The organism is Burkholderiaceae bacterium DAT-1, from assembly GCA_019084025.1.
In the GTDB taxonomy this organism is placed as follows: domain Bacteria; phylum Pseudomonadota; class Gammaproteobacteria; order Burkholderiales; family Chitinimonadaceae; genus DAT-1.
Genome location: JAHRBI010000002.1, coordinates 543,731 through 564,991, shown reverse-complemented (window position 1 = coordinate 564,991; position 21,261 = coordinate 543,731). Strand labels below are relative to the sequence as shown.

Sequence of the window (21,261 nt, the reverse complement as noted above, 5' to 3'; positions counted from 1 at the left end):
AAAGCTCTTTGCCAACAGCACATAGGCAAAGGATCAAACAGACTGTGCGGGCAATACTGTTCCAGCAACTTCGCCAAAGCCCACGCGCGCAGCGCCGGCCTTTTCGCAGTAGCCCTTGAAAATAATGGTGTCGCCATCCAAGAGGAAGGTGCGCTCTTCGCCATTAGCCAGCGCGATCGGCTGCTTGCCGCCCACGGTCAGCTCCAGCAATGAACCCTCTTCACCCTTGTTCGGGCCGGATTGCGTACCGCTGCCGAGCAAATCGCCCGGTTGCAGATTGCAGCCGCCAAAGGCGTGGTGTGTCACCATTTGCGACCAGGTCCAGTAGGCATCGCGGAAATTCGATCCGGACAGTTTGACTGCACCCGAACCGGCATCACGCATACCCGGTGTTTCTAGCCAGACTTCCAGCTGAATGTCGAACGCGCCTTGCGAGCGGACGTTCGCCGAATCGAGGTAAGCCAGCGGCTGCGGATCGCTTGCCGGACGCTCGAAAGCAGCACGGTAAGGCGCCAGTGCTTCCAGCGTGACAATCCACGGCGAAATGGTAGTCGCGAAGTTCTTGGCGAGGAATGGGCCCAGCGGCTGGTATTCCCAGGCCTGCACATCACGCGCCGACCAGTCGTTCAGCAGGCACAGCCCGAAAATATGCGACTCGGCTGCATCGATGCCGATGCGATCACCCAGCGCATTACCGGTACCGATGAAGGCACCCATTTCCAGCTCGTAGTCGAGACGCTTGCACGATGCCACGATCGGCTGCTCGGCACCCGGCGGCATCAGCTGACCAACCGGACGACGGAAGGTCTGGCCGGACACATCGATCGACGACGCACGGCCGTGATAGCCGATCGGAATCCACTTGTAGTTAGGCAACAAAGGATTATCCGGGCGGAACAGCTTGCCGACGTTGGTTGCGTGATGCACCGAGGTATAGAAATCGGTGTAATCGCCAATGCGGGCAGCGACTGCATACTCGGCATCGCTTTGCGCCACCAGTGCAGTCTTCAGCGTGCCTTCCAGCGGTGAGCCTTCGCGCAGCGCACGGGATACCGCCAGACGCACAGCAGACCACACAGACTGACCCATCCCCATGAAACGGTTGAGGGTCGATTCTGCGGCAGCGCTGATACCGGCAGCAGCATCGCCTTCGAATACGCCAGCAGCGGCCACGGCGGCAAGATCAAGAATCTCGTCACCGATGGCAATGCCGCCACGATAGGCTTCGCTACTGCCCTTGCGGCGGAACACCGCAAAGGGCAGATTCTGAATGGTGAAGTCCTGACCTGCACGCTGGGCGGAAGCCACCCAGCTACGCAGGCTGACATCATGGGTTTCGTTCAACAGGCTCATGCTTTATGAAACTCTTTTTCGTGAAGGAAGGCAGCGTGCTTGGGCGCGCGCTTGGTCTTCGACCACTCTTCCAGCATGTCCCATTTCACGGCGTCCAGCTTTTTGTAAGTCTCGGCTTCGTGCTCGTCCGGGCAGGCCAGCTCAATGCGATGGCCGCTTGGATCGAAGAAGTAAATGGAATGGAAGGCACCGTGATCGGTCACGCCCAGCACTTCCACGCCATTGGACTCCAGATGCGCCTTGAATTCAAGCAGCGTGGCACGATCCTTCACCTTGAAGGCGATATGCTGCACCCAGGCCGGGGTGTTTTCGTCTCGGCCTTGTTCCGGATAGGTGGGCAGCTCGAAAAATGCCAGCACATTGTTATTTCCGGCATCCAGGAAGATGTGCATGTAAGGATCCGGTGCCTTGGTTGACGGCACGTGGTCTTCGGCGATGGCCAGCACGAAATCCATCTTCAGCATCTTCTGATACCAGAGAACCGTTTCCTTGGCATCCTTGCAGCGGTAGGCTACGTGGTGGATCTGTTCGATTTTCATGCATCGGCCCCTTCGACGGCCAGCGCGCCACGGCGGATCTGGTCGCGTTCCAGCGATTCGAACAGCGCCTTGAAGTTACCTTCGCCAAAGCCATCATCGCCCTGACGTTGGATGAATTCGAAGAAGACCGGGCCCAGCAGGGTTTGCGAGAAGATTTGCAGCAACAGACGCGGCTTGCCACCTTCGGTGGTGCCATCCAGCAGAATGCCGCGCAGCTTCAGCTCATCAACCGGCTGGCCGTGACCCGGCAGACGGGTTTCCAGCGCGTCGTAGTAGAAATCGTTCGGTGCGGTCATCAGCGGGATGCCGGCCATTTGCAGCTGGTCGATGGTGCTGGCCAGATCAGGTGTCAGCAGCGCAATGTGCTGGATGCCTTCGCCGTTGAACTGCATCAGGAATTCTTCGATCTGACCGTTGCCCTTCGACGATTCTTCGTTCAGCGGAATACGGATCTTGCCATCCGGCGCAGTCATGGCGCGGGAAGTCAGACCGGTGTATTCGCCCTTGATGTCGAAGTAGCGGATTTCGCGGAAGTTGAACAGCTTCTCGTAGAAGCTACCCCAGAAGGCCATGCGACCACGGTATACATTGTGTGTCAGGTGATCGATCAGCTTGAGGCCGTAACCTGCCGGATGACGATCGACGCCTTCGATAAACTCGAAATCGATGTCATAGATAGACTTGCCATCTTCGTAACGGTCGATCAGGTAAATCGGTGCGCCGCCGATACCCTTGATGGCCGGCAGACGCAGTTCCATCGGGCCGGTCGGGATGTCGATCGGTTGTGCGCCATTTTCCAGCACCAGCTTGTATGCCTTGTGCGCATCACGCACGCGGAAGGCCATACCGCAGGCGCTCGGGCCATGCTCGGCAGCGAAGTAGGCTGCGTGGCTATTCGGTTCGCGGTTGACGATGAAGTTGATATCGCCTTGACGATACAGGACGACGTCCTTGGAGCGATGGTGGGCAACCAGTGTGAAACCCATCTTTTCGAACAGCGGCTCGAGTACATTGGGGGTCGGGGATGCAAACTCGACAAACTCGAAGCCCATCAGTCCTACCGGGTTCTCAAACAGATCAGCCATCTTCTACTCCTTAGTATTGTCTCACTCGGGTGTCTGGGTGCGGGGCAGCGTTCTGGTCTGCATGCCCCTGTCGTTGATGTGCACAATTTAATCTAACGCGACCTCGCAAAAAAAGCGCAAAATATCGCTCATCACCATCTAAAATTTAGATCATCATGCATCTCGAACTGGACGCACTGCGCGCACTCGACATGGTAATCCGCGAAGGCAGTGTCGCCCGCGCCGCCGAACGGCTACACAAAGCCCAGTCAGCTGTGAGTTATCAACTACGCCGGCTAGAGGAACAGCTCGGCGTTGCCTTGCTCGACCGTTCCGCTTACCGCATCCGACTGACGCCCGCAGGGGAAACATTGCTGGGAGAAGGTCGCAAGTTACTGGCTCAGGCCGGGCAAATTGAATCTCTGGCGCGACAGTTCTCCGAAGGCTGGGAAGCACGCCTGACGGTGGTCATCGACGGGATCATGCCGCTTAACACCACATTGAAGGCGCTGAAGGCACTGGCTGACAAGCACGTTCCGACACGCGTGCAGTTGAAGATCGAATTTCTGTGGGGCGTACAGCATCGATTTGAAGGCGAAGGCGCAGATTTGATGCTGGTGAAGGATTATGAACCACAGGCATTGTGGGAAGCTGAATCGCTTGAGCCCATCGAGTGCGTGCTGTGCGTCGCCCCCGACCATCCGCTGGCCCACATGGATCGCGTCACGCTGGATGATCTGCACGATCACGTAGAACTCTCTGTGCAGGATTCGAGCGGTCGTGGCGACGATCGGCACAGCTTTGGCGGTGAACGCATCTTTCACCTGTCAGGCTTCGTGGCCAAAAAGCAGGCACTCCTGATGGGGCTAGGCTTTGGCTGGATGCCGACTTATCTGATCGAGGATGAGCTGCAGAGCGGGGAATTGCGGGAATTGGCGTTTGAAGCCGGCTCGCGCTACTCGTTTACGCCCTTTCTGGTGCACCGCCGTGATAGGCCGCCCGGCCCCGCCTGTAAGCTATTGATGTCACTACTGCGCAGCGGGATAGAAGGCGTGCAGTTTGGCGGGTAAGGCGAGGTGCATGGTCTAACATGAGAGAGACCCATTCCATTTTGCGGGCACCACCATGCAAAACCTGACCATTCAGACTCGGCTTCGACTCCTCGCACTGGCCTCCATCATTATTCTGGTGTTGATTGGCCTCATGAACCATTTCAGCACCGGCGCTTTGATCGAGAGTAATGAGCATACCACTGAAGCCTTGGCGATCCTGCACAGTCAGGGTGACGCCGACATGATGCATGATGCAATACGCGGTGATGTGCTCAATATGGCGCGTCTCATGCACACCAATGGTACGGCAGAACAAATCGCCTCGGTTCGCAAAGATCTGGATGAACATATTGGCAACTTCCAAAGTAGTATTCAGGCCAATGATCAGCGCACCCTACCACCGCCATTGAGAAGTGCGCTCAATGCCCTCAAGCCTGATCTGACTGAATACGTTCAGGCCGCCAGACAGACTATCGCCAAGTTCGAGCAGCGTGCAGCCGATGAAAACGCCTTCTACGAGTCGTTCCAGAGCAAATTTGACGTGCTTGAAGCCAGCATGGACAAGTTTTCCGGCATGATTGAAGAACACGCAAATTCTGTGCAGGCCTCGCAGACACGGCAAAGTGCATCTATTCGTACATGGTCTGCGCTACTGATTATTGCGGCAGCAGTGGTGCTCGTGGCGATTCAGGGTCGAATCTCCAGCAGCATCATTCGCCCATTAGCCACATTTCGCACATTTTTAAATGAGCTCGGAGGGGATCTCACCAAGCGCGTCCCCATCAAAGGTAAAAGCGAACTCACCGAAGTGGCGCGCGCAGTCAATACACTGATTGAAGGCCAGCAGCGCACCGTTGCCCTCATTCGGGAAGCCACGCTCTCCGTGGATAACATTACCGCCGCACTACAACGTCAGGCGACTTCCACGACTCAACAAACCGAAGACGCCAATCGACGGACTCAGTCCCTGGCTGAAGAGGCCGGCATTCTGCTGAGCATCATCGAGTCAGTAAATAGCAAGGTCGGCGAATGCGCCAATCAGGCGAGCGAAGCTGCCGACAAGGCGAAGCAGGCACAGGCCAGCATGTCCAAGAGTCAGCAAACCAGCCATCAGCTGAGTCATGCCACGCAAGAGTCCGTCCAGATGATCGATCAACTGGGCGACGCCGCCACCCGCATCCAGCAGCTCACCTCAGTCATTCGCGAGATTGCCGATCAAACCAATTTGCTGGCCCTCAATGCAGCCATCGAAGCCGCCCGCGCAGGTGAGCAAGGGCGAGGCTTTGCGGTTGTAGCTGACGAAGTGCGCAAACTGGCCGAGCGCACCGCACATTCCACGGGCGACATTGCCCGCATGACAACCGAAATTACCGATGCTACGCGCGGGGTTGCCCATGCCATGCGAGAGGTCAGTGACGGCGTGACGCATGGCGCCGAAGAGCTGAATGGCACCATTGCCGGACAGGAAGCCATTTTGCACAGTACACATGAAATGCACACACTGGCCGCAGACATGGCTGCAGCCACACGGCAACAAACCGCCAGTGCGCAAGATACTGTGGCGGCCATGGGTTCGCTCAGTCACACGATTCAAGACACCACGCATGCCATGCGCGAGATTGATCAGGCAGCCAACCGGCTGCACGATCTGGTGCAGGATCTGGCTCGCAACGTCAATCACTTTACGATCTGATTGATACCGATGCATGCATGTCTCGAGCGGGCTGTCTCACAGGACCTGCTCACCGACAGCAAAAAGGGCGACCGATGTCGCCCTTGTCTTTGCCTGCTCAAATCTCGCCTTTATCAAAGCGAGAATTTTGATACGCCACTGCGCAAGGTTGTAGCCAGCGCAGCCAGACTGCGGGATGTATCCGCCAGACTATCCATATCCGTCCGTGTTTTTCCGACATGATTTGCCAGCTCATCAATATGCCGCATTAAGGTCGTACTGGTACGTTGCTGCTCATCTAGCCGATGACTGAGGCTTTCAACCTGACGCACCGTTTCGCCCGCTGCTATCTCTGCATCTCCAACCGAGCCAGCAGCCCCCGACATACCCGACACAACGCCGGATATCTCCTCAAGGCTGGACGCGACACTCGATTTGGCGCTACCGACCTCATTGCGCATTTCGCCAAGCGTCTTATCAATCTCGCGTGTCGAATTTGCGGTGCGTTCGGCCAACTTGCGCACTTCGTCTGCTACCACTGCAAATCCGCGCCCGCTTTCACCGGCACGAGCAGCTTCAATGGCCGCATTGAGCGCGAGCAAGTTAGTCTGATCAGCCACTTCCTTGATCACGCCAACCACGGCAGATACCTTTTGCGATGCTAATTCCAAGGCCTCCATCCGCGTACGGGTTTCATGCATCTGGCTGGCAAGCTGATCCACGCGCGATGCTGCATGCTCGATCGCCGTCCGGTTTTCAGCCGATAGCCCCCCCGCGCGCCGGCTTTCCTGCGCTGCCTGATTGGCCTCTTCGGCAATTTGTTCGATGCTGGCAAGGAATTGCTGCACTGCCGTACTCATTTCTTCAGCCAGATGCTGCTGATGCTGGGCACCATTGAGTGTCTCATCAGCCAGGCGCGCCAGATCGCTGGCGTTTTCACCCACGCTGCTAGATTCATGCTGTACACCGCCAATCATCTCGCGCAGGCCTGCCTTCATCTCCTGCAAGTGGTAGAACAGGCTGCCACGCGGGGCATGTATCGCTTGATGACGCAACTGCCCCGAAGCGACCTCCCGAACAGCTTGATTGGCATCTGCAGGTTCGCCCCCAAGCACTGCGATGATCTGCCGATAGCTAAAGATCAGCCCTCCGCCAAATCCAATCAGATTAATCATAATGACGACCCACACCAGCATGTGTGCATGCGATTTGGCTGAAGCTGCAGCGTCAATGGCCGCTTCGGTTCGCTTTTGCATCAACTGGTAGAACTCATCTACCGGACGCATGATTTTGGCTTTCTCCGCATGATAGGCTTCATCGTGCATCAAGCGCCGAGCCAGCTCCAGGTCTGGCGCGCCCTGCTTGGTAAATCCGCCCTGTCCGTCTTCGAACTTACCCTTCACCGCATTCATGGCAATGGTTTCGGTTTTTACCAGTCCATCGGAATTTCGCTTGGCTTCATCCAGTTTGGAGAACTCCGCATCGGTGAATCCGGCCTCCTTCATTAATGTGAGTAACGGTACCTGCTTTCCATCTGGCCGAGGTTTGGCCTCCCCTGCAGCCACAAAATCCCAGTAAATCCGCTCGTACGATTCAGGCATCGGTTTCTCGCCGTTGCGGATAGCCAGAATATCGAAATACTGGGTTTCATAACGGGCATCACCGGTCAGCACATAAGTACGCGCCAAACGGGTCAGATCGTCCGAACTCTGGCGCAGCATATCAGCCAACAAATAGGCCTGGTAGCGCTCTGCATGCGCCGCGTCCAGGCGATCTGCAGCCCACCCCAGCCTGAGGAGCACGATTGCCATCAGCATGATCAAACCGGCAGATCCTGCCGCTAACCAGAGAAATACGGATTTGACTCGCATCGCCGCACCAGAAAAGGGATTGACCGACTATTGCTATAGCAAACTCTACCGGCACGTGCTGATACATCATGATTGCCTGATATCGACCAGGCGAATCGATCAACTGTACTGGTCAACCACAGCCAGTGTTCGTGTCATAATAAGGTCATGGTTGCGCCTACTCGTCCCCTTGCCCTGTCTGTTGCCGAAGCCCACGACCCGAGCGGTTGGCTGGGCCGTTTGTCCGACTACTTTTCACCGGACGACATCCGGCGCGTGGCCGATGCACTTGAATGGGTGAAAGCGGCCTACGCAGGCAAGACACTGGATCACACCGACGAGCCTGCTTTTCCGCATGCGGTGGCATCAGCCGCCATCGTCGCCGATCTGCGTCTGAATGCCGATACCGTCATTGCTACCCTGCTCTTTTGCATTCCCGATTTTGCCGATGATGGCGTCGAGCAGATTCGCACTCGCTTTGGTGAATCCGTGGCGCACCTGGTCGAGGGTGTGAGCAGGGTTCGCAAGATTCAGGCGCTCACCCGTGTGACGCAGGCAGCGAACAATGCCGAAGGTCAGGTCGAAGTCCTGCGCAAGATGCTGCTGGCAATGGTCGAAGACATTCGCGTGGTGCTAATCAAGCTGGCGTGGCGCACCCAGACCATGCACTACCTGCCGCATTGCGACGAGCCTGTGCGCCGCATGATTGCGCATGAAACATTGGAAGTATTCGCGCCGCTGGCCAATCGTCTGGGTGTGTGGCAGATCAAGTGGGAACTGGAAGACCTTGGTTTCCGCAGCCTTGAGCCTGCCACCTACAAGCGCATCGCCAAATTGCTCGACGAGCGCCGTACAGATCGCGAATCCTTCATTACCGACGCCATCGAGAAGCTGCGTGCGTCGCTGGATGCTGCCGGTGTGAAGGCCGACCTCATGGGTCGCCCCAAGCATATCTACAGCATCTGGAAAAAGATGCAGAAGAAAAAGCTCGACTTCACCGAGCTGTATGACATCCGCGCTGTGCGGATTCTGGTGAATACCATGCCCGAGTGCTACACCGCGCTGGGCGTGGTGCACCACATCTGGCAGCCGGTGCCGGGCGAGTTTGATGACTATATCAGCCATCCCAAAGGCAACTTCTATCGATCGCTGCATACCGTGGTGGTCGGCCCGGAAGACAAGGCACTGGAAGTGCAGATCCGCACCTTCGAGATGCACGAGCATGCCGAGTATGGTGTGGCGGCGCACTGGCGCTACAAGGAAGGCGGCGAAGGCGATTCGCGCTACGAAGAAAAAATCGCATGGCTACGGCAATTACTGGACTGGCGCGAGGAAGTCTCGACTCAGGCCACCGTCGCCGAAGCCTTCAAATCCGAACTGTTTGATGATTCGATCTATGTGCTGACGCCGCAAGGTCGGGTCATTTCGCTGCCGCGCGGGTCGACCCCTGTTGATTTCGCCTACCATGTACACTCCGATCTGGGACATCGCTGCCGGGGGGCCAAGGTAAATGGCCATATCGTGCCGCTGTCCACGCCGCTGGAAAATGGTCAGCGCGTAGAAATCATGGCCGCCAAGGAAGGCGGGCCCAGTATCGACTGGCTGCATCAGGGCTATATCAAGAGCCATCGTGCGGCCACCAAGGTTCGCCACTGGATTCGTCAACAGAATCTCGATGTTGCCATTGAAACCGGCAAGACCATTTTCGAGCGCGAAGTCAGTCGCTCCGGCCTGCATCCCAATCAGGAAGACGTTGCCTCGCGACTAGGCTACAAACGAGTCGAAGACCTCTACGCCGCCATCGGCCAGAACGAAATCACCAGTCGCGACATCCAGCTTGCGCTGCAGCCACCCGAGCCGGAAGTGCCTCTGGTGCCGGATGAAATCATCCGCGACTCCAAAGCCGATCATCATGGCGAAGGGATTCTGATTGAGGGTGTGGACAAGCTGCTGACACTGCTGGCCAAATGCTGCAAGCCGGTGCCGCCTGATCCTGTGGTCGGGTTCGTGACCAAAGGGCGCGGGATCAGCATTCACCGCGACGATTGTCCGACCTTGATGCGGCTGTCGGCTGCCTCGCCCGAACGCCTGATTACCGCGCAATGGGGCAAGCAGCTTGGTCACATCTTTGCCGCCGATATCGAAGTCATGGCCAATGATCGTCCGAGTTTGCTGCGCGATATTTCCGATATTCTGGCGCGCAACAAAATCAATGTAACCGGCGTAAACACCGCCAGCCGCGACCAGACCGCCCGCATGCGCTTTACGCTGGAAATCCGCGACGCCAATGCTTTGCGCCACGTATGCGCACAGATTTCGGCTGTGCATGGCGTGACCTCTGTCGCTCGTCGGTAAGCCCTCCGGTAGTCCGGCGGAACGCCATTCAGCTGCTAATCTGAAAGCTGTCTGTCACCGCCGGAGCCGACGATGCTCTCACCCGACCGCATCGCCCTGTCCCACCGCATTTTGATGTTCGAGCGCCAGTTGTGCGGCCCCTATGTTGAACCGGAAACGATTGCACGACCACTGAAAGAGCTTCTCCGCCAGAGCGAGCAAGCCAACTGGCACGCGGAAATCGTCCGTATCCGGGGCTTGCTCGGACGTGCCTACAATAGCGCCACTCGCTATCAGGAAGCACTGACCTGGACCTTTCCTGCACTGGAGTTGCTGGCCAAGGGGCATGGCCTGGACTACGCCGCCTCGCTCCAATGCGAACACCTGATGGCCGAGTTTCTGGCCGGGTCCCGTGCGGCCGCCATGCAGCGCCTGAACGAAGTGCTCATTCTTGACTATCCCATCCAGCAGCAGGCCATCGAAGCGCAGTGTCATCTACATCTGGGCATGATTGAAGCGCAACAGCGCGCATTTGATGAGGCCATTGCCTACTACCGTGAAGCACTCAAGCGGTTTGAGATACTGCACGATGCCATTGGCTGCAGCCGCACGCTGATTGCCATGGGGGAAACATGGCAGGATCGCAAGGATCAGAGTGAAGCTGCGGAACGCTGTTTCAGGCAGGCTATCCAGCTATCCCGTGCCAGCTCGCACTGGCCCTTGCTGCTGCATGCACTCGGGAGATTGTCCGACCTGCAATTGCAGGCGCTGGATACTGATTCTGCGCTGGAAACACTAGCGGAAGCCGACCGCCTGTATCAGGGAAAGCAGATGCAACCGTGTTGGGCATCGCCCATCATCATCAACTGTCATGCGCGTATTGCCATCGAACGGCTCGATGCGACCGAGGCCATCAGCCTGATGGAGCTGGCCATCGAAGTGGCGCTGGAAGTGCACAATATGAAAGCGGCCGTGGCCGGCATGCAGGATCTGGCCGCTTTATATCGCGATATGAATGATGCGGCTGCCACATGGGACTGGCTCATGCGGGCGCACGAGCTGCATGTGCAGGACATCCAGAATTGCGCCGGGACAGCTTATCGTTCACTTCAGGCAGCACTGGATGTCAGCAGGAAGCTTGAGTCTGTGGCGACGGCCTAATCCGCAAACATAAACCGCATCGACAGATCGAGCGCGGTCACGTCCTTGGTCAGCTTGCCAATGGAAATGCGATCCACGCCGGTTTCGGCGATGGCACGCACCGTACTCAGATCCACGCCGCCGGAAGCCTCCAGCAAGGCGCGACCGGCAGTGATCGCCACCGCTTCGCGCATCTGATCAAGTGACATATTGTCGAGCAATACAGAGACAGCACCCGCCTCCAGCGCCTGCTTCAATTCTTCCAGCGATTCCACTTCGATCTGGATGGTGACATCCTGCGGTGCCAGCGCCTGCGCAGCTTTCAGGGTGGTTGCAATGCCACCGCCTGCGATCAGATGGTTTTCCTTGATAAGGATGCCATCGTACAAGCCGATACGCTGGTTGTCGCCGCCGCCTACGCGCACAGCGTACTTCTGTGCCAGACGGAAGCCCGGAATGGTTTTGCGGGTATCGAGAATCCGTGCATGGGTGCCGGTAATGGCATCGACATAACGTGCCGTTTCGGTGGCCGTTGCCGACAGCAACTGCAGGAAATTCAGTGCGCTGCGTTCTGCGGTCAACAGGGCATGAGCCGGACCGGACAATTCGCACAGCAGCTGATCTGCCGCCACTCGCGCCCCATCCTGCACCTGCCAGCTCACCACGATGGCCGGATCCACCTGTCGGCAGCACTCATTAAACCATGCAGTCCCGCACACCACCGCCGCTTCACGCGAGATCACGCGAGCCCTGCCCTGGCGTTCTGGCGCAATCAGACGCGCGGTCCAGTCGGCACGACCGATATCTTCGGCGAGTGCATCGGCGACATGACGGGCAATCAGATGATGAGGTGGCAAGGCGTGCATGGGTCTATTCCTCTGAGTGACAGCGCCGTATTTTACCGCTTACGCGGTTGTGCTGCCCAACATTCAGCTAGCCATCTTAAATCCATAGGTGTGGCTCCATGCTCTGCGCACGCCCACCTTCAGCAAGTCAGGCAAAGGCACATATCCCAACTCGTTCGCAGCGCCATCACCATGTTTAAACGACCAACTTAGGAATTCCAGCGTGCGCATGACGCTGTCTGATCGCTTGGCAGGCAATACAACAAATGTAGCCATCGCCATTGGCCAGCCATCGTATGTTCCGCTATTGGTCAGGATCATATAAAAATCCTGATTTCTGCCAAATACACTTTTCTCGGCTACAAACCGTGCTGCCGCGCGGATACTATCCGGACTCGGGCTCATGTAATAGCCAAAATGTCCCGGTAGCTGCGCCATGGACAAGGACGCTTGTTGAGCGCGCAAAAAATCAATATATGCAATTGCGCCTGCTTTCGACTTGAGTAGCCCGACAACCCCTTTCGGGCCATCCGCCGCCACCCCTGCAACACCCCGGAGCTGCTTCCCCGCACCCGGCCCTGCCCGCCACTCCGGGCTCAACGCATTGAGATAATATGAAAAGACAAAGGTCGACCCTGAAGACTCATTTCGTCTAACGGGTGTGATGGGCAGATCGGGCATGATAGCGGCCAACTCTGGATTAATAGACAGGATCGCAGGATCACGCCATCTTTGAATGTGCCCCAAGTAGATTTTTCCCAGCACATCTGCATTCAGCTTAAGTTTGCCACTCCCTATTCCGGGTAAATTCACGACGGGCACAATCCCGCCCATCGCAACCGGATATTGCCGCAGGCCTTTTTCCTCCAGCTCAGCGGGTGTCAGCGGTTCGTCTGAAGCACCAAAATCCACGCTGCCTGCCTCCATTCGCCGGACACCCTCTCCTGACCCGACAGCGCCAAATTCGATCGAATTGTTCGTTTCAGCCCGAAATCCGTCTGACCACTTTGCATACAATGGCCCCGCAAATGTCGATCCCGCTCCGCGCAATATACTTGCAGACTCTACACATAGACAAATCAGGCTTAATACACTCAATGCCAGTCGTTTCATGAGGCGCACTCTCATTTTTTTCATATTTAATACCCATGAAATATATTCTTGATATGAGCATTGCATCCTACAGGACTCGGCCTCAACAGGACGTTACGTTTATATGTAATCTCCCGATTGGCCACATGAGGAAAAGAAAAAGGGTGCATCCCATGCAGGAAGCACCCTCGAGGCCCGCGCTACTTAGCTTGCAAATCAGCGTAGCATCTTGTATCCGTATGTCTGGCTCCATGCCTTGCGAACGCCAACCTTCAGCAAATCCGGCAATGGCACATAACCCAGATCCTTTGCCGCCCCGTCGCCATTTTTGAACGACCAGTTCAGGAATTCCAGCGCATGCACCACATTCTCCGTACGCTTGGCAGGCAGCAGCACAAAGGTTGCGGTTGCCATCGGCCAGCCATCATAGGTGTCGCTATTGGTCAGAATCATGTAAAAATCCTGAGTGCGCCCATATACGCTTTTTTCGGCGGCAAATTTGGCTGCAGCACGTATCGACTCGTCCGATGCCTTCATGAAATCACCGAAACGATTGGGCAACTGCGCCACACTCAAGCCTGCCTGACGCGCACGTCCAAAATCGACATAGGCAATGGCGCCCGGCGTACGCTTGGTGGCTTCAACGACTCCCTTGCTGCCCTCGATTGCCGCACCTGGCAGGCTTGACAGCTGCTTGGCCGTTCCCGGCCCCGCTTTCCAGGCTTCGCTATTCGCAGTCAGATAATAAGTAAACACGAAGGTCGAACCTGATGATTCGCTACGGCGAATGGGCATAATGGGCAGATCAGGCATACGGTTTGCCAGATCACCATTGAGCGCCAGAATGGCAGGATCGCGCCAGCGCTTGATCTGTCCCAGATAAATCTTGGCCAAAATCGTCGCATTGAGCTTCAATTGTCCGTCACCAATCCCTTGCAGATTGACTGCGGGCACAATGGCACCCATGGCAATCGGAAACTGGCGCATGCCCTTGGCGTCCAGTTGTGTTTGCGACAATGGCTCGTCGGATGCACCAAACTCCACTGTATGCGCTTCGGCACGACGGATCCCCTCGCCCGAGCCCACGCCACTGTATTCAATCCCGACGCTACCACCATCCCCCTGAAAGCTGCTTCCCCAGCGATGATACAAGGGCTCGGCAAAGGTCGAACCTGCGCCACGCAAAACCGGCGCAGCATGTGCCGCACTCATCAGAAAACACAGCGCAATACGTAATCCTGCTCTCACCATTTGATTCACTTCAGACAATTTAGAAAAAACAAAGCCCCGCACGCCCGACCCACACCGGGAATGAGAGACTGAAAAAATAGGGGTAATTAGTCGAACAGTACGGCTGCCAGTACCCGGCGATCTTCGCCCACCAACACATTGAATGTGCGGCACATGGCCGAAATATCCATTGCATCCACACCGATTCCTGCTTCCAGCAATGGAGCGGTCAGGCGTGGATGGGGAAACTGCAGGCGGCTCCCCGTACCTAGCAATACCATCTCAGGCTGATACGCCAGCAGCGCTGCGAAATCATCTGCCTGCAAATCGGCAAAAGTAGCCGGGCGCCATGTTTCGATGCTCTGCGGCATCACAATCAGACTACCCGAGTGCTTCACAAGATTGATCGTCACAGAATCTGTGGCATATCCGGTAAACACATTCAGGGCGGAGACTTGATTGGCGTGGAGCTTCATTGAGACTAAGGTACTGATTAGAAAGGATTTGCATTTTATCAGGACTTGCTTGTGCTGTCTGCAACATTTTTGACATCTGCATATACCCGAGCAATCGTTCCACTCATATTGCAGTGCAGCGAAAGATGCATGACAATCAAACGCTCCCCCAACCGACTCATGAAGATTGTTCGCATGCGCCCCATCCTCAAATCCAGAAAGCTCGACCACGTTTGTTACGAAATTCGCGGACCGGCGCTGGCGCGAGCGAAGCAGATGGAGGATGAAGGTCAGCGCATCGTCAAACTCAATATCGGCAATCTGGCTGTATTCGGCTTTGATGCGCCGGAAGAGATCGTGCAGGACGTGATCCATAACCTGCCCAATGCAGCGGGCTATGTCGACTCCAAGGGCCTGTTCTCTGCACGCAAGGCGGTGATGCACGAAGCACAGCGCAAGGGCATCAATGGCGTGACGCTGGAAGACATCTTTATCGGGAATGGTGTATCCGAGCTGATTCTGATGACCATGAACGCGCTGCTGAACAATGGCGACGAAGTCCTGGTGCCTGCGCCGGACTATCCGCTGTGGACCGCCGCCGTATCACTCTCCGGCGGCACGCCGCGTCACTATATGTGCGACGAAAGCAATGGCTGGTTGCCGGATCTGGACGATATCCGCAGCAAGATCACCGAAAACACCCGCGCACTGGTGATCATCAATCCGAATAATCCTACTGGTGCGCTCTATCCGGACGACATGCTGAAAGCGCTGCTGGAGATTGCCCGCCAGCATCAGCTGATCGTGTTCGCCGATGAAATCTACGACAAGACGCTGTACGACGGCGTCACGCACACCTCCATCGCCTCGCTGGCTGATGATGTGTTCTGCGTGACCTTTGGCGGCTTGTCCAAAAACTACCGTGCTTGCGGCTATCGCGCTGGCTGGATGATTCTGTCCGGCGACAAGGCCCACGCCCGTGACTATATCGACGGCCTGAATATCGTGGCGTCGATGCGCCTGTGTGCCAACGTGCCTGCGCAGAATGCGATTCAGACCGCGCTAGGCGGCTATCAGAGCATTAATGAATTGATTGCGCCGAATGGCCGACTCACCCGCCAGCGCGATCTGGCCTGGGAACGCCTGAATGCGATTCCCGGCGTCAGCTGCGTGAAACCGCAAGGGGCGCTGTATACCTTCCCGCGCCTTGATCCCAAGGTCTACCCGATTGCCGACGACCAGCAGTTTATTCTGGAGATGCTGGAAGCGGAAAAGGTACTGGTGGTGCAAGGCACAGGCTTTAACTGGCCCACGCCAGATCATTTGCGCGTCGTATTCCTGCCGCATTTGGAAGAACTGAACGACGCACTTGACCGCATGGAACGTTTCCTGAACAGTTACAGAAAGCGCCATAGCGTTTAATTGCAAACTGACTTTTACGCCCTGATGGGTGAAAGCGCAGTTCCGGCATAAGCACATACCTACATCCATCGTGCGTGAGCGGGTACACTACCCTTTTCCCCTCGCGCACCTTCGCCATCGACGCGATCCGGTCCGGGCGAACAGAATGAACCGAACATTGCCACCCGATGGGACGGCCATTCTGCACGTATTCAAAAATTTGAGAGGCAGACATACATGAAATCCGCTGTCCAGATCGGACTCCTGGGCTTTGGAACCGTTGGTTCCGGCGTCGCCAAAGTGCTGGCACGCAATGCTGAAGAAATCTCCCGCCGCGCCGGCCGCGATATTGAAGTCAAACGCGCCGCTGTACGCAATGTCGAGCGTGCCCGCTCTGTTGCGCCCGAAGGTTTGCATATCGACTCCGACACGCTGGCCGTGGTGGATGATCCGGCCATTGACGTGGTGGTTGAACTGATTGGTGGCACCACCGATGCCCGAACACTGGTGCTGCGCGCCATTGAAAACGGCAAGCATGTGGTCACCGCCAATAAGGCACTGCTGGCAGTACACGGTAACGAGATTTTTGCCCGCGCCCAGGAAAAGGGTGTGATGGTGGCGTTTGAAGCCGCCGTGGCCGGTGGGATTCCGATTATCAAGGCAGTGCGCGAAGGCCTGACCGCCAATCGCATCGAGTGGATTGCCGGCATCATCAATGGCACATCGAACTTTATCCTTACCGAGATGCGTGAAAAGGGTAAGGCTTTCGATGAAGTGCTGAAGGAAGCGCAGGCGCTGGGCTATGCCGAAGCAGACCCGACCTTCGACATCGAAGGCCATGACGCCGCCCACAAGCTGACCATTTTGGCCGCGATTGCCTTCGGGATTCCGATGCAGTTCGACAAGGCCTATCTGGAAGGTATTTCCCGCCTGACCCGCGAGGACATCGCCTACGCCGAGCAGCTGGGCTACCGCATCAAGCTGCTGGGTATCACCAAGCGTCGTCCGGAAGGTATCGAGCTGCGCGTACACCCGACACTGGTGCCGGCCAAGAAGATCATCGCCAATGTAGAAGGCGTAATGAATGCCGTGCTGGTGAACGGCGATGCTGTCGGCCAGACACTGTACTCCGGTCGAGGCGCGGGTTCCGAGCCGACTGCCTCGTCCGTGGTGGCCGACCTGATCGATATCGCCCGCATGATGACCGCCGCACCGGAAGAGCGCGTGCCTTACCTCGCCTTCCAGGCTGATCGTCTGGTGAATACCCCGATCCTGCCGATCGAAGAAGTGGAAACCAGCTACTACCTGCGTCTGCGTGCGCATGATCGTCCGGGCGTGATGGCCGACATCACCCGCATTCTGGCCGATCTGAGCATCTCCATCGACGCGATGATGCAGAAGGAACCGGCACCCGGCGAACAGACCGTCGACATCATCATGCTCACGCACGAAGCCTGCGAGCGCAATGTCGATACCGCCATCCAGCTGATCGAAACACTGTCCACGATTTCGGGCTCGGTGACGAAGCTGCGACTGGAAAATCTCGATTAAGGCAGAGCCATGAAATACATCAGCACCCGTGGCGGCATGGCCCCACTCGACTTTAGCGACATCCTGCTGGGTGGTCTCGCACCGGACGGCGGTCTGGTGATGGCCGATCATTATCCGAAGATTGACGCGGCAACACTGGCCGCGTGGCAATCACTGAGCTATCCGGAACTGGCCTTCAACATCATTTCGCTGTTCGCCACCGATATTCCGGCAGCCGACCTGAAGCGCCTGATTGATACAGCCTACACCGCCGAGCGCTTTGGCGATGCCGCGATCACGCCAGTGACCGAGCTGGAGCCCGGCTTTTTCCTGCAGCATTTGTCCAATGGCCCGACACTGGCCTTCAAGGACATGGCGATGCAGCTGCTGGGCGAACTGTTCGAGTACGTACTCGAACAGCGCAACGAATCGATCAACATCGTAGGTGCGACATCCGGCGACACTGGCTCGGCGGCTGAGTACGCCATGCGCGGCAAGCATCGCGTGAATGTGTTCATGATGAGCCCGCACGGCCGCATGAGCCCCTTCCAGCGTGCACAGATGTTCAGCCTCAATGAGCCGAATATCCACAATTTCGCGATTGAAGGCACGTTTGACGATTGCCAGGACATCGTCAAGGCTATCAATAACGATGCCGACTTCAAAGCACGCCACAAGATCGGCGCCGTCAACTCCATTAACTGGGGTCGCGTGGTGGCGCAGATCGTTTACTACTTCCGGGGTTATCTGTCGGTTGCCAAAACGATTGGCGAGGAAGTGGACTTTGTGGTGCCGTCGGGCAACTTTGGCAATATCTGCGCAGGCCATATCGCCCGCCAGATGGGTCTGCCGATTGGTCGTCTGGTGGTCGCTACCAATGAAAACGACGTACTGGACGAATTCTTCCGCACCGGCGTCTATCGTGTGCGCAAGAGCAGCCAGACGCATGTGACTTCCAGCCCGTCGATGGATATTTCCAAGGCCTCGAATCTGGAGCGCTTTGTGTTCGATCTGGTCGGGCGCGACGCGGACAAGCTGGCGGCCCTATGGAAACAGGTGGATCAGGACGGCGGATTTGATCTCTCGGGTACCTCGCTATTCACGCAGATGCGCGACGAGTATGGCTTCCGCTCAGGCCACAGCAGCCATGCCGATCGACTGAACACCATTCGTGCCGCCAAATCAAGCTGGAACGTGGTGCTCGATCCGCATACCGCAGATGGTATCAAGGTCGCACTGGAGCAACGTCGTGAAGGCGTACCGGTGGTGACGCTGGAAACCGCCCTGCCCGCCAAGTTTGAATCGACAATTATTGAAGCATTAGGCGAAGCGCCTGCTCGTCCGGCAGCGCTGGCACAGCTAGAAAGCCTGCCGCAGCATGCAGACGTTCTGGGAAATGATGCGAACTTGGTAAAAGCGCGCGTAGCAGCTTTGCTGCAAGCGGTCTGATCGATGTAGATGCAATAAGTCGGGCTGAGTGCGCTCAGTCCGGCTGCAACACCTCTCCCGGCTCAACAGGATCATTGACTTCAACACGATCCCGGCCGCCGTCTTTGGCCTGATACAGCGCATCATCTGCCCGGCGCAATACCATATCTACCTGTCTGTCCTCATTCGAAACAGGTGTAACACCCATACTGAAACTGATTTTCACCTTATCGGCGGGTGCAGGCAGGCGAATGGCGCTAACGTGCTCTCTCATGCGGGTAAAGAGCGCACGACATTGCAGCGGATCGGTTTTGGCCAGCACCAGTAGCCATTCCTCACCGCCAATCCGGCCGATGGCATCACTGGCGCGCAGGCACCCTGAAACCGTTTCATAGAAACGGACGAGCGCCAGATCGCCCATTTCATGCCCGAAGGTATCGTTGATGGCCTTGAAGTGATCGAGATCCAGAATGGCAAGGCACAGAGGCTCCCCGCTCTGCTGTGACTCCAGCAACTGCTTGCGGGCGCGCGCCATGATAGACCGTCGATTCGGCGCCCCTGTCAGCTCATCCCGCAAAGCCAGATCGGCATAATTACGGCGAGCCCTCACCTGCAATACCAGAATGACCATCAGAGAACCGATCACCGCAGCTGACAGCAACAGGCCGAGGATCATAATGGTGCGCTTACTATGTTCCTGCTCCTTGAATGCCTGGCGCAGTGCGTCCTGCTGCTGGCGGACCCGCACGTTGGCCTCACGCAATTGCACCCCAATTTTGTCCGATTGCGCCACCTGCTTGTCGACCGTTTCCATGAAGGTAATCAGTGACCTGTAAGCATCCTCCCAGCGTCCCATTGACTCGTATAACTTGGACGCCTGCTGATTAATCTGAGCGGCCTGCGAAGGCTGGGGATTTTTTAAACCGACTTCACGTACAGTCTCCAGCAGGCGTGCTGCTTCGTCATTTCGCTTCAAATTAACCAGTGCTCGCGCTTGCAATAACATCGAGCTATGCGCATTAAATTCATGATCGCCGGTTTGCTGGAACAGCTGTGCAGAGGCCTGAGCAAGCTGCTCAGCTTCCGCAAATTGTTTAAGCTCAAGTTGACTAGCCGCCCATAATTGCGTGGTATAGGCTGAGGCTAGCAGGTCGTTCAATGCTTTAAATCCATGAAGTGCTTTATCAAATAGCGGGGAGGCCTCCTGAAACTTCCCTCGACTCATCATGTTTTTTGCAAGCTGCATGGTTGCCAGCGCCATGCCGAAATGATCTTTTTCTGGATCAAGCGTGCTTTGCACCTGCTTCCAGAGTACCTGATGTGCATCGAAATTGTTTTGCTGAAGCCGATAATAAGCAAGCAAGCGCAGGGCATCGACCCGCCCCTTCTTGCCATGGATTTGCGGCAATAATCGCTCTAAATCCTCAATATCTTCAATTGACTGCTCGGGTTGCGCACCTTCTGACATATGCCAGACAGCCAGCTCCCCTCTGCTGATGGCAATAAGCGTTGGATCCCCTGATGTCACCGCGAGGCTATGCGCCTGGCGTAATAGTGCTTCCACTCGGTCAAGCTTGCCCGCTTCTTCAAGTTGTTGACCTTCGACCATATACATGACCGCGCCAAGTGCAGGCACCTGCGTTTTGGCATACAACGCCTCTGCAACTGGCAGTCTGGATTTGAGTTTGGACTTCAACTCGTAATTTTGTTCCGCCAGCAGCAAGTGGCGCATGGCACGTACCGTGTTGGCAGTGTCTCCCGCACGCTCGAACTCAACGAGCAAGGCTTCCACCTGACGATGATTCGCGGATCGATCCTGAAGCTCCCCAGCTTCAATTGCCAGCCAATCGGGCGTGGCGGCATTGGTGACCCCTGTCAGCAGCACAACACAACTCAGGCTCACACTCAACAACAGTTTGTGCACGGCCAACGCTCCGAACCAGACGGAAAGATGCCTGTACTATAGTCCCGTTCAGTGTGAGGTGACTAGAAAATCCCCGCTGGACGAGCCATCCGTTGCACTATTGGACAAACGGATTGTGAAAAATGAGCATGTTCATTCGACCTCCAGCTTCGCACTTTCAACACGTGCAGACTCAATTATCCAATTCATTTCTATTGAAAGAACACTCAGCACCAAGTCACACCCTAACTCATATGCATCAATATAAAACTAATTCAGAGCGAGAATATTTGAGAGTCAAATGGCTCCTTGCCGCAATTTTCACGCCAAATCTAAAGCTCGACGGATATAGAAGCTTGCGCCTATTTATGCA

16 protein-coding genes are annotated in these 21,261 nt (G+C 56.4%); 7 read left to right on the top strand and 9 right to left on the bottom strand.

Going from position 1 to position 21,261, the window contains the following annotated elements; translation table 11 throughout:
- Positions 1–33 precede the first annotated feature (33 nt).
- Genes fahA through hppD form a run of 3 tightly spaced genes read right to left on the bottom strand, consistent with a single transcriptional unit; the run spans position 34 to position 2,977 of the window.
- Positions 34–1,353 carry a fumarylacetoacetase gene (fahA, locus tag KSF73_05775; GenBank protein ID MBV1775220.1) on the bottom strand — a complete coding sequence of 440 codons (1,320 nt, stop codon included), beginning with the start codon at positions 1,351–1,353 and terminating at the stop codon, positions 34–36.
- A complete protein-coding gene (locus KSF73_05770) occupies positions 1,350–1,892 on the bottom strand; it encodes a VOC family protein (GenBank protein MBV1775219.1) in 543 nt (180 codons plus the stop codon). Before KSF73_05770 ends, fahA begins: the two co-directional genes overlap by 4 nt.
- On the bottom strand, positions 1,889–2,977 hold the full coding sequence (hppD, locus tag KSF73_05765; GenBank protein ID MBV1775218.1) for a 4-hydroxyphenylpyruvate dioxygenase: 1,089 nt from the start codon (positions 2,975–2,977) through the stop codon (positions 1,889–1,891). The genes KSF73_05770 and hppD overlap by 4 nt, the downstream gene beginning before the upstream one ends.
- Positions 2,978–3,132: 155 nt before the next feature.
- Between hppD and KSF73_05760 the strand changes: the two genes are divergently transcribed.
- Both KSF73_05760 and KSF73_05755 read left to right on the top strand, forming a co-directional pair.
- Complete coding sequence (locus tag KSF73_05760; GenBank protein MBV1775217.1) at positions 3,133–4,026, top strand: LysR family transcriptional regulator; 894 nt, start codon at positions 3,133–3,135, stop codon at positions 4,024–4,026.
- A gap of 55 nt (positions 4,027–4,081) precedes the next feature.
- The gene (locus tag KSF73_05755) at positions 4,082–5,701 is read left to right on the top strand and encodes a methyl-accepting chemotaxis protein (GenBank protein ID MBV1775216.1); all 1,620 of its coding nucleotides are present in this window, start codon (positions 4,082–4,084) and stop codon (positions 5,699–5,701) included.
- Between the two features lie 113 nt (positions 5,702–5,814).
- On the opposite strand, the gene KSF73_05750 is transcribed toward KSF73_05755, so the two are convergent.
- Positions 5,815–7,551 carry a methyl-accepting chemotaxis protein gene (locus KSF73_05750; protein ID MBV1775215.1) on the bottom strand — a complete coding sequence of 579 codons (1,737 nt, stop codon included), beginning with the start codon at positions 7,549–7,551 and terminating at the stop codon, positions 5,815–5,817.
- A gap of 147 nt (positions 7,552–7,698) precedes the next feature.
- On the opposite strand from KSF73_05750, the gene KSF73_05745 reads away from it, so the two are divergent.
- The gene (locus KSF73_05745; protein MBV1775214.1) at positions 7,699–9,885 is read left to right on the top strand and encodes a bifunctional (p)ppGpp synthetase/guanosine-3',5'-bis(diphosphate) 3'-pyrophosphohydrolase; all 2,187 of its coding nucleotides are present in this window, start codon (positions 7,699–7,701) and stop codon (positions 9,883–9,885) included.
- Positions 9,886–9,957: 72 nt separating this feature from the next.
- Positions 9,958–11,025: a tetratricopeptide repeat protein gene (locus KSF73_05740; GenBank protein ID MBV1775213.1), complete on the top strand. Its 1,068-nt coding sequence runs from the start codon at positions 9,958–9,960 to the stop codon at positions 11,023–11,025.
- Here the strand turns inward: KSF73_05740 and nadC are convergent.
- The 4 genes from nadC to KSF73_05720 all read right to left on the bottom strand — a co-directional run bounded on the left by nadC (position 11,022) and on the right by KSF73_05720 (position 14,647).
- Entirely contained in the window at positions 11,022–11,870 is an 849-nt protein-coding gene (gene nadC / locus KSF73_05735) for a carboxylating nicotinate-nucleotide diphosphorylase (protein MBV1775212.1), read from the bottom strand. The two genes, KSF73_05740 and nadC, sit on opposite strands and share 4 nt — an antisense overlap.
- Before the next feature lie 63 nt (positions 11,871–11,933).
- Positions 11,934–12,962, bottom strand: coding sequence for a phosphate ABC transporter substrate-binding protein PstS (pstS, locus tag KSF73_05730; GenBank protein ID MBV1775211.1), 1,029 nt, complete (start codon positions 12,960–12,962; stop codon positions 11,934–11,936).
- Positions 12,963–13,157: 195 nt separating this feature from the next.
- Positions 13,158–14,192 carry a phosphate ABC transporter substrate-binding protein PstS gene (pstS, locus tag KSF73_05725; protein ID MBV1775210.1) on the bottom strand — a complete coding sequence of 345 codons (1,035 nt, stop codon included), beginning with the start codon at positions 14,190–14,192 and terminating at the stop codon, positions 13,158–13,160.
- 86 nt (positions 14,193–14,278) lie between these two features.
- Positions 14,279–14,647, bottom strand: coding sequence for an Mth938-like domain-containing protein (locus KSF73_05720; protein ID MBV1775209.1), 369 nt, complete (start codon positions 14,645–14,647; stop codon positions 14,279–14,281).
- Between the two features lie 174 nt (positions 14,648–14,821).
- Here KSF73_05720 and KSF73_05715 point away from each other — a divergent pair, with 174 nt between their 5' ends.
- From KSF73_05715 to thrC, 3 genes are all read left to right on the top strand, one after another.
- Positions 14,822–16,048 carry a pyridoxal phosphate-dependent aminotransferase gene (locus tag KSF73_05715; GenBank protein MBV1775208.1) on the top strand — a complete coding sequence of 409 codons (1,227 nt, stop codon included), beginning with the start codon at positions 14,822–14,824 and terminating at the stop codon, positions 16,046–16,048.
- Between the two features lie 216 nt (positions 16,049–16,264).
- Entirely contained in the window at positions 16,265–17,578 is a 1,314-nt protein-coding gene (locus KSF73_05710; GenBank protein ID MBV1775207.1) for a homoserine dehydrogenase, read from the top strand.
- A 9-nt stretch (positions 17,579–17,587) separates the two neighbouring features.
- Positions 17,588–19,006: a threonine synthase gene (gene thrC / locus KSF73_05705; GenBank protein ID MBV1775206.1), complete on the top strand. Its 1,419-nt coding sequence runs from the start codon at positions 17,588–17,590 to the stop codon at positions 19,004–19,006.
- Positions 19,007–19,040: 34 nt separating this feature from the next.
- Here thrC and KSF73_05700 read toward each other — a convergent pair whose 3' ends face one another.
- A complete protein-coding gene (locus tag KSF73_05700; GenBank protein ID MBV1775205.1) occupies positions 19,041–20,909 on the bottom strand; it encodes a diguanylate cyclase in 1,869 nt (622 codons plus the stop codon).
- Between the last annotated feature and the right edge of the window lie 352 nt (positions 20,910–21,261).

Excerpts from the sequence above, each read along its gene's own strand:
- fahA (MBV1775220.1), bottom strand. The coding sequence starts at position 1,353 with ATGAGCCTGTTGAACGAAACCCATGATGTCAGCCTGCGTAGCTGGGTG.
- KSF73_05770 (MBV1775219.1), bottom strand. The coding sequence starts at position 1,892 with ATGAAAATCGAACAGATCCACCACGTAGCCTACCGCTGCAAGGATGCC.
- hppD (MBV1775218.1), bottom strand. The coding sequence starts at position 2,977 with ATGGCTGATCTGTTTGAGAACCCGGTAGGACTGATGGGCTTCGAGTTT.
- KSF73_05760 (MBV1775217.1), top strand. The coding sequence starts at position 3,133 with ATGCATCTCGAACTGGACGCACTGCGCGCACTCGACATGGTAATCCGC.
- KSF73_05755 (MBV1775216.1), top strand. The coding sequence starts at position 4,082 with ATGCAAAACCTGACCATTCAGACTCGGCTTCGACTCCTCGCACTGGCC.
- KSF73_05750 (MBV1775215.1), bottom strand. The coding sequence starts at position 7,551 with ATGCGAGTCAAATCCGTATTTCTCTGGTTAGCGGCAGGATCTGCCGGT.
- KSF73_05745 (MBV1775214.1), top strand. The coding sequence starts at position 7,699 with ATGGTTGCGCCTACTCGTCCCCTTGCCCTGTCTGTTGCCGAAGCCCAC.
- KSF73_05740 (MBV1775213.1), top strand. The coding sequence starts at position 9,958 with ATGCTCTCACCCGACCGCATCGCCCTGTCCCACCGCATTTTGATGTTC.
- nadC (MBV1775212.1), bottom strand. The coding sequence starts at position 11,870 with ATGCACGCCTTGCCACCTCATCATCTGATTGCCCGTCATGTCGCCGAT.
- pstS (MBV1775211.1), bottom strand. The coding sequence starts at position 12,962 with ATGAAACGACTGGCATTGAGTGTATTAAGCCTGATTTGTCTATGTGTA.
- pstS (MBV1775210.1), bottom strand. The coding sequence starts at position 14,192 with ATGGTGAGAGCAGGATTACGTATTGCGCTGTGTTTTCTGATGAGTGCG.
- KSF73_05720 (MBV1775209.1), bottom strand. The coding sequence starts at position 14,647 with ATGAAGCTCCACGCCAATCAAGTCTCCGCCCTGAATGTGTTTACCGGA.
- KSF73_05715 (MBV1775208.1), top strand. The coding sequence starts at position 14,822 with ATGCGCCCCATCCTCAAATCCAGAAAGCTCGACCACGTTTGTTACGAA.
- KSF73_05710 (MBV1775207.1), top strand. The coding sequence starts at position 16,265 with ATGAAATCCGCTGTCCAGATCGGACTCCTGGGCTTTGGAACCGTTGGT.
- thrC (MBV1775206.1), top strand. The coding sequence starts at position 17,588 with ATGAAATACATCAGCACCCGTGGCGGCATGGCCCCACTCGACTTTAGC.